We start from the raw sequence: 13,677 nt of genomic DNA on the forward strand, positions 1-13,677 counted from the left end.
CTTTTTGCGGCGGCGCATGTCGAAACGCCAATGTTCCCGCCGCGTGAAATGGATACGACGAATTCAGAGAGGGAAGGGGTAACACCAATGAAATGGTTCATGGATCGCAAGATCGCCACCAAGCTGCTGCTGTCCTTTGTAGCCGTGCTGATGCTGATGAGTTGCCTGGGCATCTTCTCGGTCTACCAGATGGACAAGGTCAACGACGCCGCCACCGAGATCGCCCACAAGTGGGAGCCCAGCGTACGCATCAGCCTGACGCTGGAGAAAGTACTGGCGCGGGTGCGCTCCACCGAGTTCCAGCACATCCTGGGCAACCAGGAGAGCATGGCCACGCTGGAAAAGGCGCTGACCGAGCGCTATGCCGAATTCACGCAGCTGCAGCATGACTACCGCAAGCTGCCGTTGACGCCCGAAGAGGCGGCCTCCTTCGACCAGGTCAGCAAGACCCTGGCGGCCTACCTGGTCGAGCATCGCAAGATCATTGCGCTGTCCCACGACAACCGCAAGGACGAGGCGCTGGCCCTGACCAAGGGCGATTCGCTGAAGGCCTACCGCGCCATCGACAAGCAGTTCGCCACGCTGCGCCAGTCCAGCATCGACCACAAGGAAGAAGCCAATACCCTGGCCGACCAGATCTATGACAGCTCCCAGCACTGGATCATCGGCCTGCTGCTGGCCGGCATCGCGCTGGGCCTGGCGCTGGCCATCGCCATCGCCCGGATCGTGTCGCAACCGCTGGCGCAGGCGCTTCAGCTGGCGCGCCAGGTGGCCGACAACGACCTCACCGGCCAGGTCCGCGTCCACAGCGCCGACGAGACCGGGCAACTGATGCAGGCCCTGAACCACATGACCCAGAGCCTGGGCAACATGGTGGCCGAGGTCCATCGCAGCATCAGCGTCATCGACACTGCCTCCGGCGAGATCGCCAGCGGCAACGCCGACCTGTCCTCGCGCACCGAATCGCAAGCCTCCGGCCTGGAAGAGACCGCCTCGGCCATGGAAGAGCTGACCTCCACCGTGCGCCAGAACGCCGACCATGCGCACCAGGCCAATGAACTGGTGGCGACGTCCTCGCGCCTGGCCGTGCAAGGGGGCGCAGTGGTGGACCAGGTAGTGCAGACCATGGGCGAGATCCGCACCGGCTCGGCGCGCATTGCCGACATCACGGGCGTGATCGATGGCATCGCTTTCCAGACCAATATCCTGGCCCTCAATGCCGCCGTGGAAGCGGCACGCGCCGGTGAGCAAGGGCGCGGCTTCGCCGTGGTGGCGACCGAAGTGCGCAGCCTGGCCCAGCGCTCGGTAGCGGCAGCGCGCGAGATCAAGATGCTCATCGAGGGCTCGGTGCAACAGGTGGCCACCGGCGCCGAACTGGTAGACCAGGCCGGCCAGACCATGCACGAGATCGTCGATTCGGTGGCCCGCGTGGCGACCCTGATGAGCGAGATCGCCGTGGCCAGCCGCGAACAGAGCCGTGGCATCGACGAGATCAACCACGCCGTCACGCAGATGGACGAGGGCACCCAGCAGAACGCCGCGCTGGTGGAGCAGGCCGCTGCCGCCGCCCACTCCCTGCGCGACCAGACCCGCCAACTGGCCGCGCTGGTGGCGCGCTTCCGCCTGCGCGGGGTGGCGCACGCGAGTTGATCCGCTCCGGGCGCGCCAGGACGGCGCGAACGGTTTGTCGCCTCGAGAGAACAAATTGCCGCCGAGCTTGTCCTACCGCCCAGCGCAGGCAGCGGTCTATCGGGACGGGGGACTCCTAGGCTGACATGTCTGTTGTTCAACATTTCGCCGTCGGGGCGGCAGAAAGTCAGCATTGAAAAAGTTAGTCAATCGCCTCTTGCTGGGCCTGGGCGGCCTGGCGGTCTTCTGGGGCCTGGGCATGATCAGTGGCAACGAACTGGCCAAGAGCAGCGTCCTCATGGCCACCGCCTTGCCCGGCATTGCCGGCCTGTTCCTGGTCATTCCCTGGTGCCGTCGCAGGCCGGGCCTGTTCTCCACCGCCAGCCTGTCGATCATCGGCCTGTTCTTCCTCGACGCCGCGCTCAAGGGTTTCCTGCGCGATTATTTCGGCCTGCGGCCCAATCCCATCCTGGTGCTGCAAGCCATCTTCAACACCAACCCCGCCGAGAGCAGCGAGTTCTTCCGCCACAACTGGCGTGATGTGGTCCAGGCCGTGCTGGCCTTTGTGGTGATGATGAGCCTGGCCGGGGTAGGCGAACGCTGGCTCGCGCGTCGCGAGGCCCGGCAAGCGGCTGCGCCCTGGCGTGCGCGTGGCATGGCCGGTGTGGGTCTGTTGCTGGCGGTATTCGTGGCCCTGCATTTCAATCCCACCATGGCCAAGGAAAACCCGCTGCTGTTCTGGCCCATCCGCTATCTGGACTATCAAGCCCAGACCGAGCAGGCCCGCAGCATGGAACAGAATATCGCCAGCAACATGGCGCAGACCTCGCATTGGCAGGTCCAGTACGCCGGCCCGCAGCGCAACACCCTGGTATGGGTGATCGGCGAGAGCCTGAACCGCGCCAACATGTCGCTCTATGGCTATGAACGCCAGACCACGCCGCTCCTGGACGCTATGCGCCGGGATTTGCTGGTGTTCCGCGATGTGGTGTCATCCGAGCCGGCCACCATGGGCTCGCTCATGAAGATGCTCACCCCGGCCGACCTGGACGATCCGCACGCCTGGAGCCGCAAGCCGGACGTGGTGATGCTGGCGCGGGAGGCGGGCTTTCGCGTGATCTGGCTGTCCAACCAGGTGCCTAACGATGGCTGGCTGGGCGTGGTCAGCCGGCGCGCCGACCAGCAGGTCTTCATCAACAAGGGCGCTGGCCGGGGCGAAAACAATTTCGACGGCAACCTGCTGCCGGGCCTGGAGGCCGCCCTGCAGGACCCGGCCCCGAAGAAGCTGATCGTGGTCCACCTGCTGGGCGCGCATCCCACTTACGACATGCGCTATCCCAGCGATTACGCACGCTTTGACGGCGTGCGCGACAGCGTCACGCAAAAGCTGGAGAACGCCGATCGCTCACCGTGGATTCGCCAGCTGCGCAACGAATACGACAATGCCATCGCCTACAACGATTACGTGGTGGGCAACATGCTGCGCCTGACCATGCGCACCGCGCCCCAGGACAATGCCAGCCTGGTGTTCAGCTCGGATCATGCCCAGGAAGTAGGGCATACCCGCGACCATGCCGGCCAGTCGGCCTCGGACCCCAGCGGCTACGAAATCCCCATGCTGCTGTGGACCCGCTCCTTCATCGGCAAGAGCCCCGAAGAGCGGGCCCAGCTGGAACACCGGCCCTACCAGACCGACCAGATGGAGCACACCATCCTGGGCCTGTTGGGCGTGCGCTCGGTGTACTACGATCCCCATCGCGATATCCTCAGCGACAGCTTCCACGCGCCACCCTTCCACGGCCTGCGCCGCATCAATGGCCAGCCTTACCTGCCGCGCACCGTGCCCTACAACCAGCCTGGATGACGCGCCGATGGCCTCTCAGGGACCGTCGGCAATCTCAGGGTCGACCAGCTGCGCCAGCAGTTGCAGCGATTCCTGCCAGCCGGCGTAGCAGAACTCCAGCGGGATCATCGGCGGTATGCCCTGCTGCACCACCGTCAGTTCGCTGCCGACCAGGCAGGCGGCAATGCTGATGGTGACCTTCATCTCGCCCTGCAGGTTGGGGTCGTCGAACTGGTCGGTATAGACGATGCGTTCATTGGGGACCAGTTCGACGTAGGTACCGCCGAAGGCCTGGGTCTGTCCCGTGCTGAAATTGGTGAACGACATCTTGTGCGAGCCGCCCACGCGTGCGTCCATGTGGTGGACCTTGCCGGTGAAGCCATGCGGCGGCAGCCATTTCACCATCGCATCAGGATCGAGGAAGGCGCGATAGACGCGTTCCGGCTTGGCCCGCAGGACGCGGTAGAGTTTGACGGTGTGCGGCTGGCTCATGGGTGCTCTCCTTCAGGGGCGCCCGGACGGGCGGATTCGGCGTGCGGGAACAGGCGCAGCCTCCGCTGTCGGCGCGCCGAAGTCAAGCGCGACAGCAGGGCGCTGCGTGCCGTGCGGCTCAGGTGGCTCAGGCGGCTCAGGCGGGACAGTGGCAGACCACCTCGATGTTGTGTCCATCCGGGTCCAGCACGAAGGCGCCATAGTAGTTGGGATGGTAGTGGGCGCGGATGCCCGGCCCGCCGTTGTCGCGTCCACCCATGGTCAGGGCGGCGGCGTGGAAGGCGTCTACCGGCTGGCGCGTCTCGGCGCGGAAGGCCACGTGTACCGGCGGCTGGTTGGGCGTGCCACGGCTGATCCAGAAATCCGGCTTGCCATGTTCGCCGAAGCCGGCCACATCGGTATGGCCGGTCACCGAGGCCGGCAGCTCCATCACCAGCGTATAGCCGATGGGGGCCAGCGCGGCCAGGTAGAAGGCCTTGCTCTTTTCGAAATCGCTGACGGTCACGCCGGTATGGTCGATCATGGTCGGGTCTCCTGTTTGTCTTGACGAGCGCTGATCATAGGGTCCGACCGCAACGCCGGTCAATGCCGGTCCATGCCCCGACGCCTGCAGCAAAGTCCCGTATGATGTTGCTTTCTGCCAAGGTCCCGTCCATGTCCACGCTCCCCGAAATCTCTTTCCCGCGCCACGCCGTCGTCATCGGCGCGGGCGCGGTCGGCCTGATGAGCGCCATCCACGCGCTGGACCAGGGGCTGGAGGTCAGTCTGCTCGACTTCAATCCGGTGGGTAGCGAAGAGGCCGCCAGCTATGGCAATGCCGGCTGGCTGTCGTCGCACTCGGTGATCCCGCCGGTGGAGCCGGGCATGTGGAAGAAGGTCCCCGGCTATCTGATGGATCCCATCGGCCCGCTCTCCATCCGCTGGCGCTACCTGCCGCGCCTGACGCCCTGGCTGCTGCGCAACCTGGCCAGCGCCCGCCGCGAACGCATCCGCACCACCGCCCGCGCCCTGCGCACCCTGGTGGTGGATGCACGCACCCTGCACCTGGACATCGCCCGCCGCGCCGGCGTGGCCCATCTCATCGATACCTCGGGTGTGCTGCATGTCTATCGTTCACGCCAGCAGTTCGAGGGCGACGCCTTCGGCTGGAGCGTGCGGCGCGAGCTGGGCATACAGTGGAGCGAACTGGAGGCAGAGGCGTTGCGCCGACGCGAGCCCGACCTCGACCCGGCCTTCGGCTTTGCGGTGCAGGTTGATGAGGCCGGTCACTGCAAGAATCCCGGCGCCTACCTGCAGGCGTTGCAAGCCTATGCACTGGCGCGTGGCGCGCATCGCATCGATGCGCGCGCCACCGGTTTTCGCATCGAAGAGGGAAGACTCAAGGCGGTGCTGACCGAGACCGGCGAGGTCGCCTGCGACGCCGCCGTCATCTGCGCCGGCGCACGCTCCAAGGCGCTGGCCGCGCAGGCGGGTGATCGCGTGCAGCTGGAGAGCGAACGCGGCTACCACGCCCTCATCCGTGGCCACGAACTGGCTGCCCGCGCCCGTACGCCGATGATGCTGTCCGAATTCAAGGTCATCGCCACGCAGATGGAAACGGGCCTGCGCATCGCCGGCCAGGTCGAGTTCGCCTCCTTCGAGGCTGCGCCCGACTGGCGGCGCGCCGAGATCATGCGCGACATCGCCCTGAAACTCTTCCCCGGCCTGCCGCGCGACTTGCCCGCCGAGGATGTCCGCTACTGGCTGGGCCGCCGTCCCAGCACCCCGGACGGCATGCCCTGCATCGGCTATGCCCGCGCCAGCAGCGACATCGTGCATGCCTATGGTCATGGCCATATCGGCCTGGGCTGCTCGGCGCGCACCGGGCGCATCGTGGCCCAGCTGTTGGCCGGACAGACGCCCGAGATCGACCTCGCGCCCTTCAGCCCGCAGCGTTTCTGATCGACTTCAGAAACGGATATCGGCCACCGGCCTGATGCTGGCGCGTACGCCGTACGAACCCAGTCCGGCCAGCGTGGCGTGGTGGTGCGCGATCACCTGGGCCACCGTCAGCACGCCATTGGGCGCGGTGGTATGGGCATCGGCGGCCAGTGTGACCGGATAACCCAGCGCCAGCGCGCGCCGCACGGTGGACTCCACGCAATACTCGGTCTGCATGCCGCAGATCACCAGCGCCGAGATATGGCGCGTCTTCAGCATGGCCTGCAGCTCGGTGTGATGGAAGGCGTCCGAGCCGCGCTTGGGCAGGTGCAGATCCTCCGGCTGCTGCTGCAATCCCTGCATCAATTGCCAGCCCTCGCTGCCGCGTTGCAATGCGCCCTCATCCTCATGCTGCACGAAGATCACCGGCGCGCCGGCTGCGCGGGCCTGGTCGGCCAACTGGTTGACGCGGTCGATGACGGCGGCGCTGTTCTCGACCGCGTCCGGGCCGTGGCACAGGGCGTGCTGGATATCGATGATGAGCAGGGCGGTAGGCATGGCAAGACCTGGCAGTGGAGGATCAAGCCGATAAGGGTAACTGATAAGCCGGCCGGATGCTTTACGGTGACGCGGCCAGTTGCTGGCGCAATTGCCGTCCTGCGTAATCCTGGCGGAATGCGCCGCGCCGTTGCAGCTCGGGGATCACCTGGTCGACGAAGTCGTCGAAGCCGTAGGGAAGATGCGAGGGTGAGATCACGAAACCGTCGGCGCCGTTCGCTGCAATGATGGACTGCAGCCAGTCGGCCACATCGGCGGCGGTCCCGGCGATCTGCGGCGTGAGCACGCCCTGCGCATAGAGCCGTCCGGCATCGGCCAGGGTCAGCTGGCGCTCGGCCGAGATGTCGCGCAGCAGCTTGAAGAGGCCCTGGATGCCGCTGACCTGCACGTCACCCAGCGGGGCATCCAGCGCAAAGCCCGAGAAATCCACATTCATGTGGCTCGACAGGGTGGACAGCCCCACCAGCGGATCGGCCAGGGCATTGGCCTGTTCCTGCAATTCCCGCGCGTGCTGGCGCGACTGGCCCACGAAGGGCATGACCGCCGAGAGGATGCGGATGTCCTGCGGACGACGGTCAAACTGCTGCGCCCGGTTCTTGAGATCGCGATAGAAGGCCTGCAGTCGCGGCAGGTCAGGCTGGATGTTGAAGACCACCTCGGCCCAGCGCGCCGCGAAGTCCTGGCCGCGATCGGAAGACCCGGCCTGGATGATCACCGGATGGCCTTGCGGCGAGGCCGGGATGTTCAGCGGACCGCGCACGCTGAAATGCTTGCCCTGATGATCGATGGTCGCCACCTTCCCGGCGTCGGCATAACGGTCCTGTTGCAGGCGCAGCGCATCGGGCTGCCAACTGTGCCAGAGCTTGTGCGTGACCTCCAGGAATTCATCGGCGCGGTCATAGCGCACATCATGCGGCAGGGTCTCCTTGAGACCGAAGTTGTCGGCTTCGCCCTGGTTGACCGAGGTCACCACATTCCAGGCGGCGCGGCCACCGCTGAGGTGGTCCAGGGTCGCGAATTCGCGCGCCAGGCTATACGGTTGCGAATAGGTGGTGGAGCGCGTGGCACCCAGCCCGATATGCGAGGTGGCCGCCGCCAGCGCACCCAGGATGGGCAGCGGGTCCAGCCGGGTGGCGTCCTGGTCGCCTACGTTGATGCCATGCAGGTGGCTCTCGCCATAGCGGGTGGAAACGGCCAGCCGGTCGGCAAAGAAGAGCAGGTCGAACTTGCCGCGCTCGAGCGTACGCGCAATGTGCAGGTAGTAATCCAATTCCAGAAAGCCGCCGCGGCGACTCTGCGGATGCCGCCACAGCGCCTGGCTGTGGGCGGCGTTGCCAGCGATGAGGAAGGCGGCCAGGTGCATGGTTCTGCCGGTCTCAGACCAGCACCTCCGGATAGACCTTGTCCTGCACCCGCACCGGATTCTTGATCAGGCCCAGCTTGAGGAAGGCGTCGGCGATCTGCTGTTGTTCCGCGACGATGCCGGCATCCACCGCCACGGTGGTGTAGTTGCGCCGTTCGGTGGCCAGCCGCAGCACCTTGGGATCCACGCCCAGTTGCGGGGCCAGCAGTTCGGCCGTTTCCTGCGGATGGCTCTGGGTCCACTGGTTGGTCTTCTTCAGTTCGGCAAAGACGGTGCGCACGATGTCCTTGTGCCGGTCCACGAAGGAGGGCACCGCCAGATGGAAGGTGCGGTTGTTGGACAGGCCAGTGCCGTCGCGCAGGATGCGCGGGCGCGTGGCCAGTTCCTGCCCGGCCAGGAAAGGGTCCCACAGCGTGGCCGCATCGACATTGCCGGACTGGAAGGCCGCGCGCACATCGGCGGCATTGGTGACATAGACCGGTTCGATGTCGCGATAGCTCAGGCCGACTTCTTCCAGCGCCTTCAACAGCAGGAACTGCACATTCCAGCCGCGCCCGGTGGCCACCTTCCTGCCCTTGAGGTCGGCCACCGAGCGGATCGGTGAATCCTGCGCCACGAAGATGCCGATGCCTTTGGGATAGGGCTGTTCCGCGCCCAGGTAGACCGCGTTCACGCCCGAGGCATTGGCAAATACCGAGGGCGTATCGGCGGCATGGCCCAGATCGATGGCCTGAGCGTTGAGTGCTTCGGTGAGCTGCGGCCCGGCGGCGAACTCGAACCACTTCACCGACCAGCCTTGCGGCTGCAGCGCCTGCTCCAGCTTGCCGCTGCCCTTGAGGATGTTGAGCGTGTTGAATTTCTGGTAACCGATACGCAAGACCTTGTCCGCTGCAGCGCGTACCAGCGGTGTACCGCCGGCCAGCGCGCCCGCGGCCAGGCCCTGCAGCAGCAAGCGGCGCTTGTGCCTGGGTTGATGTGCGTCCATGGTGCTTGCCCCCTGATGGCTTGTTCAAAGTGCATCAGCGTAGTCGCCGCAGCGCGACAGGGGAAGGAAGCTTTCCGCACAAGCTCATGCGGCTTTTGCAGCAGGTCCGCGCAGCAGGTCCACGCAGCTTGCCCGTCTTGCCCGTCCATCTTGCCATCCAGACACTGCGGCAATTTGTCCCATCCCGCCGCGCCGCGCGTTTGGATAGAATAGGCAGTCCCGTTCACGTCCCTGTATTTCCACCATGACCGCCCTGTTCGACCGCATCGAAAGCTTCCTGCGCAAGGCTTCCGGACTGCACATCGTGCTGGCCCTGTTGCTGGTGTGCGGCCTGCTGTGCTGGGCCGTGTGGGTCTGGGCCACCGGCGAGGGCCGCACGCCTTTCGGCATGCTGGACTTCTGCATCACCCCGCCGGCCAAGTAAGCCCGCTGCACGATGGCCGCGAAGCGCCCTACAATGGCCGCTTCGCCGAACTCTCCCGCACGCATGGCCAGCTCCCCCACCGTTTCCGCTTTCCATCCCCGCCTCACGCTGCAGACCCTCACCCGTGGCGACGGCCTGCTGGGCATGCGCGCGCATGGCCTGTTCGGTCCGCGCGGCGGCATGGTCACGGTGGCGCAGATCGACTGGGTCTATGGCCAGGGCGCACAGGGCTGGAGCACGCCCGCACCCACCAGCCCCAACGGCGACGAACCCGACTACACCCCAGCCCACATCCAGCGCGACCACCAGGCCGAAGCCGCCGCGCTGGAAGACATCCGCGAGCTGGGCCTGCTACCCCTGCGCGAGGACGCCCTGCAATGGCGCGCCCACAATCCCCTGCATGAGGCCGGCCCCTTGTGGACGCTGGTACAGGAAGAGTTCTTCGGCGACTTCTGGGCCGATCAGGCCCCGCGCCTGCAGGCGCAAGGCTGGATCCTGCGCGCCCGTCCGGGCTTTGCCCATGAGAGCGTGCCGGTGACGGCCTGGCGTTTCATCGTCAGCAGCCAGACCGGCGAAGTGATCAACCGCGAGGTGGCCGCACCCCTCACGCCACGCGCTTTTTCCAGCGAAGTCTTTGATGGCCTCGACCCGAGCGGACGCTGGCTGCTTTCCATCGGCATCGAGGTCGAGGGCCAGTCCATGGATGTGGCGCCCATGGTGGCCGATCTCTTGCGGCGCGATCCGCGCTGGGGCGATGCCCAGCAGGTCGAGCGCATGGACCCGCATGCGGTGATCTCCCTGCGCGCTCCCGGTGGCCGCCGCATCGACGCCATGGCCGGACCGCTCAAGGCGGTGGTATTGGCCCTGCTGGACCTGCTGGTGGACCTGGGCCGCAAGGACGGCCCATTGCGTCTGACGCCCTGGGATGCGCATCGCCTCGACGGCCTGCAAGCCGCCCTGCAAGGGCTGGAGGGCGCCACACCCTGGCGCATCAGCGGTGCGGACGACCTGCTGGCGCTGGCGCGCCGCCTGCGCGCTGCCGGCAGCGTCGCGCCGGTGGCCCAGCCCGATGGCCTGGGACTGACATTGCGTGACTACCAGCGCTATGGCGTGGCCTGGATGCAATACCTGCGCACCCATGGACTGGCCGGCATCCTGGCCGACGACATGGGCCTGGGCAAGACCGCCCAGGTGCTGGCCCATGTGCTCATCGAAAAACAGGCCGGCCGCCTGGACCTGCCGGTGCTGGTGGTCGCGCCGACTTCGCTGCTGTTCAACTGGCAGCAGGAGGCGCGCCGCATCACCCCTGATCTGCGCGTACTGCTGCTGCATGGCCAGGAGCGCGCCCAGCACTTCAGCGCCCTCGCCAGCGGCCAGGTCGATCTGGTGCTGACCAGCTATCCGCTGCTCTGGCGCGACCTCGACCAGCTGCTGCCGCAGCGCTGGCACATGCTGGTGCTGGACGAGGCCCAGACCGTCAAGAACGCCGCCTCGCGCAGCGCCGCCGCCGCCCGCCGCTTGCGGGCGCGCCATCGGCTGTGCATGACCGGCACGCCGCTGGAAAATCACCTGGGTGAACTGTGGAGCCAGTTCCATTTTCTCATGCCCGGTTTCCTGGGCGATGCGCGCAGCTTTGCGCGCCTGTGGCGCAAGCCCATCGAAGAGCAGGGCCAGACCGTGCGCGCGCGCCTGCTGGCGCAGCGGGTACGGCCCTTCATCCTGCGCCGGAGAAAGCAGGATGTCTTGCAGGAGCTGCCGCCGCGCAGCGAGATCATCGAACGCCTGCCCCTGCAAGGCCGCCAGCGCGAACTCTACGAGAGCGTGCGCATGGCCGCCGACAAGCAGGTGCGGCGCGCGCTGGAACGGCGTGGCCTGGGCGGCTCCCAGGTCACCGTGATGGATGCCTTGCTCAAGCTGCGCCAGGTCTGCTGCGATCCCTATCTGTTGAAGCAGGGCCGCATGCCCAAGGGGCTGGAGCGCGCCAAGATCGACTGGCTGTGCGACACCCTGCCCGCGCTGGTGGCCGAAGGGCGGCGCATCCTGGTGTTCTCGCAATTCACCGGCATGCTCAAGTTGATTGCCGCGCAGCTGGAACAATTGCAGTTGCCCTACCTGATGCTCACCGGCGAGACCGAGCCCGCCGCCCGCGCCGATGTGATCGCCGGCTTCCAGCAGGAGCAGACGCCGCTGATGCTAGTGAGCCTGAAGGCCGGCGGCGTCGGCCTGAACCTGACGGCGGCCGACACTGTGGTGCTGGTCGATCCCTGGTGGAACCCGGCCGTGGAAGAGCAGGCCATCGCCCGCGCCCATCGGCTGGGTCAGCAGCGCCAGGTATTCGTCTACAAGCTGGTCATCGAAGGCAGCATCGAAGAACGCCTGCTCGAATTGCAGGCGCGCAAGTCGGCCCTGGCCGAAGGCATGCTGGGGCGCGACGATGCCACCACCGTCAAGTTCGGCGAAGAAGAATTGCAGGCGCTGCTGGCCCCGCTGGGCGCAGGCATCGCCGAGAAGATCCTGGTCTGACGCTCGCAGCGTCTGCCTCAGCGCTTCAGTTCGGCCACCTCTTCCAGCGTGCGCCGTTCCGCATCCACCGCCCAGCGCAGCCCACACAGTCCCGCCAGCAAGGCCAGCACGGCTCCCACGGCGTAGCCCGCCGCCACCGCCTGGCGGTCGCCGCTGGCAATCAACCAGCCCAGCAGGGCCGGTGCGATGAAGCCGCCCACGCCGGTGCCGATGGCGTAGAAGATGGCGATGGCCATGGCGCGCATCTGCAACGGAAAGACTTCGCTGGCGGTGAGATAGGCCGAGCTGGCCGCCGCCGAGGCGACGAAGAACACCGCGCTCCAGCACAGCGCCAGGCCCAGCGCATCGAGCCAGCCGGCGCTGAAGGCGGTGGCCGTGGCGGCCAGCCCCAGGCCGGCCAGCAGGTAGGTGGCTGCGATCATGCGGCGGCGGCCGATGCTGTCGAACAGATGGCCCAGCAGCAGCGGGCCGAGCACATTGCCCAGCGCGAAGGGAAAGAGATAGAGCGCCACCCGGGTATCGGGTACCTGGAAGAAGCGCGTGAGCACCAGCGAATAGGTAAAGAAGATGGCGTTGTAGACGAAGGCCTGGGCCACCATCATCAGCGCCACCATAAGGCTACGCGCGCGGTAGTGATGCAGCAGCACCTGGGCAATTTCGCGCCAGGAGAGCATGCCGACAGCCTGGCCTGGTGAGCGGGACGGCTCGCCGGGCGGTGCTGTCTGCAGCGCCGGCAATGCGCCATGCTCGGCCATGACCTGCGCTTCGATCTCCCGCACCACCGCCTCGGCGCGCTCCTGATGTCCATGCATCAGGAGCCAGCGCGGGCTTTCCGGCACATGCCGGCGCACCAGCACGATGGCCACGGCCAGCACCGCACCCAGCAGGAAGCACACGCGCCAGCCCATCACCGGCCCCAGCACCCGTTCATCCAGGATCACCAGTGACAATCCCGCTCCCAGCGCTGCGCCGATCCAGAAGCTGGCGTTGATCACCAGGTTCACGCGCCCACGCACGCGCGCCGGCACCAGCTCATCAATGGCCGAATTGATGGCCGCGTACTCGCCGCCTATGCCCAGTCCAGTGGCCAGGCGGCACAGCGCGAACCAGAGGAAGTCGGTGGCGAACGCCGAGGCCAGCGTGGCGACCATGTAGAGCGCCAGCGTGATCATGAAGAGTTTCTTGCGTCCCAGCCGGTCGGTCAGGCGGCCGAACACCAGCGCGCCCAGGACTGCCCCTGCGATGTAGAGCGACCCGGTCCAGCCCACCTGGGCGGCGTCCAGGCCCAGCGTGTCGGGCCGTTCCAGCACGCCGCCAATCGACCCTACCAGCGTCACCTCCAGCCCGTCGAGCACCCAGGCCACACCCAAGGCGATGACCACGCGCCAATGCCAACGCGACCAGGGCAGGCGATCCAGACGGGCGGGCAAGGAAGCGGCAGCGGACAAAGGCATCTCCGGAAAAAGCGCCGACGCGGCGATAGCCAGCAGACCCCGGTCCCGCGCTGCGGTTCCTGCTGTAGAGCTTGCGCGCCACGCCGGGCGTGATGTTTGTCGCCTCAGTCATTTCCTGATGCACAGCATCACAGCTCGCCGCTACCATGCGTGCATTCAAAACGAAATGAGAGTTGGGAAGAGCAATGGAAGGAATCGAGGCCATCATGCAGTACGCGATCTACGCAGCGCTGGGCGTATGCATGCTGGGTCTGTTGGCGGCCATCGGCCTGTTCATTGCCGTGGAGCGTCGCTGGGCGCAGCGCCGTCAGCAGGAGGTGGAAAATTTCCGCGCCAGCCGTCTTGCGCTGCTGCGCCGTGTCGACGCAGGTTTGTCCTTGCGTCCCTGGGAAGAGTTGTGCAACCGCATCGGCGAGATGCAGATCGTGGGCGAGGAGGGCGACCGGCCCGCCCCTTACAAGAACGTCGCCTGAAGTCCAGCCAAGC

At 66.5% G+C, this 13,677-nt stretch carries 12 protein-coding genes; 6 read left to right on the top strand and 6 right to left on the bottom strand.

Annotation, left to right across the window (positions count from 1 at the left end; translation table 11 throughout):
* The first annotated feature begins 87 nt into the window (after positions 1 to 87).
* Positions 88 to 1,650, top strand: a complete 1,563-nt coding sequence (locus tag BGK68_RS06590; RefSeq protein ID WP_075256422.1) for a methyl-accepting chemotaxis protein — start codon at positions 88 to 90, stop codon at positions 1,648 to 1,650.
* 172 nt (positions 1,651 to 1,822) lie between these two features.
* Entirely contained in the window at positions 1,823 to 3,493 is a 1,671-nt protein-coding gene (locus tag BGK68_RS06595; protein WP_075256423.1) for a phosphoethanolamine transferase, read from the top strand.
* A 15-nt stretch (positions 3,494 to 3,508) separates the two neighbouring features.
* Here BGK68_RS06595 and BGK68_RS06600 read toward each other — a convergent pair whose 3' ends face one another.
* Both BGK68_RS06600 and BGK68_RS06605 read right to left on the bottom strand, forming a co-directional pair.
* Complete coding sequence (locus BGK68_RS06600; RefSeq protein ID WP_013236512.1) at positions 3,509 to 3,964, bottom strand: SRPBCC family protein; 456 nt, start codon at positions 3,962 to 3,964, stop codon at positions 3,509 to 3,511.
* A 136-nt stretch (positions 3,965 to 4,100) separates the two neighbouring features.
* Complete coding sequence (locus BGK68_RS06605) at positions 4,101 to 4,487, bottom strand: VOC family protein (RefSeq protein ID WP_075256424.1); 387 nt, start codon at positions 4,485 to 4,487, stop codon at positions 4,101 to 4,103.
* A 131-nt stretch (positions 4,488 to 4,618) separates the two neighbouring features.
* On the opposite strand from BGK68_RS06605, the gene BGK68_RS06610 reads away from it, so the two are divergent.
* Positions 4,619 to 5,905: an NAD(P)/FAD-dependent oxidoreductase gene (locus tag BGK68_RS06610; protein ID WP_075259701.1), complete on the top strand. Its 1,287-nt coding sequence runs from the start codon at positions 4,619 to 4,621 to the stop codon at positions 5,903 to 5,905.
* 6 nt (positions 5,906 to 5,911) lie between these two features.
* Here BGK68_RS06610 and BGK68_RS06615 read toward each other — a convergent pair whose 3' ends face one another.
* The 3 genes from BGK68_RS06615 to BGK68_RS06625 form a co-directional block, all read right to left on the bottom strand.
* Positions 5,912 to 6,442: a cysteine hydrolase family protein gene (locus tag BGK68_RS06615; protein WP_075256425.1), complete on the bottom strand. Its 531-nt coding sequence runs from the start codon at positions 6,440 to 6,442 to the stop codon at positions 5,912 to 5,914.
* 61 nt (positions 6,443 to 6,503) lie between these two features.
* On the bottom strand, positions 6,504 to 7,805 hold the full coding sequence (locus BGK68_RS06620) for an LLM class flavin-dependent oxidoreductase (protein WP_075256426.1): 1,302 nt from the start codon (positions 7,803 to 7,805) through the stop codon (positions 6,504 to 6,506).
* Positions 7,806 to 7,818: 13 nt separating this feature from the next.
* Positions 7,819 to 8,790: a sulfonate ABC transporter substrate-binding protein gene (locus BGK68_RS06625; protein ID WP_075256427.1), complete on the bottom strand. Its 972-nt coding sequence runs from the start codon at positions 8,788 to 8,790 to the stop codon at positions 7,819 to 7,821.
* 244 nt (positions 8,791 to 9,034) lie between these two features.
* On the opposite strand from BGK68_RS06625, the gene BGK68_RS06630 reads away from it, so the two are divergent.
* Together BGK68_RS06630 and BGK68_RS06635 are read left to right on the top strand one after the other, a co-directional pair.
* Positions 9,035 to 9,214 (top strand): hypothetical protein, encoded by a 180-nt coding sequence (locus tag BGK68_RS06630; protein ID WP_041311349.1) that lies wholly within the window; start codon positions 9,035 to 9,037, stop codon positions 9,212 to 9,214.
* A 33-nt stretch (positions 9,215 to 9,247) separates the two neighbouring features.
* Positions 9,248 to 11,737: a DEAD/DEAH box helicase gene (locus tag BGK68_RS06635; RefSeq protein ID WP_075256428.1), complete on the top strand. Its 2,490-nt coding sequence runs from the start codon at positions 9,248 to 9,250 to the stop codon at positions 11,735 to 11,737.
* A 17-nt stretch (positions 11,738 to 11,754) separates the two neighbouring features.
* On the opposite strand, the gene BGK68_RS06640 is transcribed toward BGK68_RS06635, so the two are convergent.
* Entirely contained in the window at positions 11,755 to 13,191 is a 1,437-nt protein-coding gene (locus tag BGK68_RS06640) for an MFS transporter (protein ID WP_075256429.1), read from the bottom strand.
* 185 nt (positions 13,192 to 13,376) lie between these two features.
* Here BGK68_RS06640 and BGK68_RS06645 point away from each other — a divergent pair, with 185 nt between their 5' ends.
* Positions 13,377 to 13,664: a hypothetical protein gene (locus tag BGK68_RS06645; RefSeq protein WP_075256430.1), complete on the top strand. Its 288-nt coding sequence runs from the start codon at positions 13,377 to 13,379 to the stop codon at positions 13,662 to 13,664.
* Positions 13,665 to 13,677: the final 13 nt, after the last annotated feature.

Origin of the sequence: Herbaspirillum camelliae, from assembly GCF_001929405.1 — a bacterium.
Lineage (GTDB): Bacteria > Pseudomonadota > Gammaproteobacteria > Burkholderiales > Burkholderiaceae_D > Herbaspirillum > Herbaspirillum seropedicae.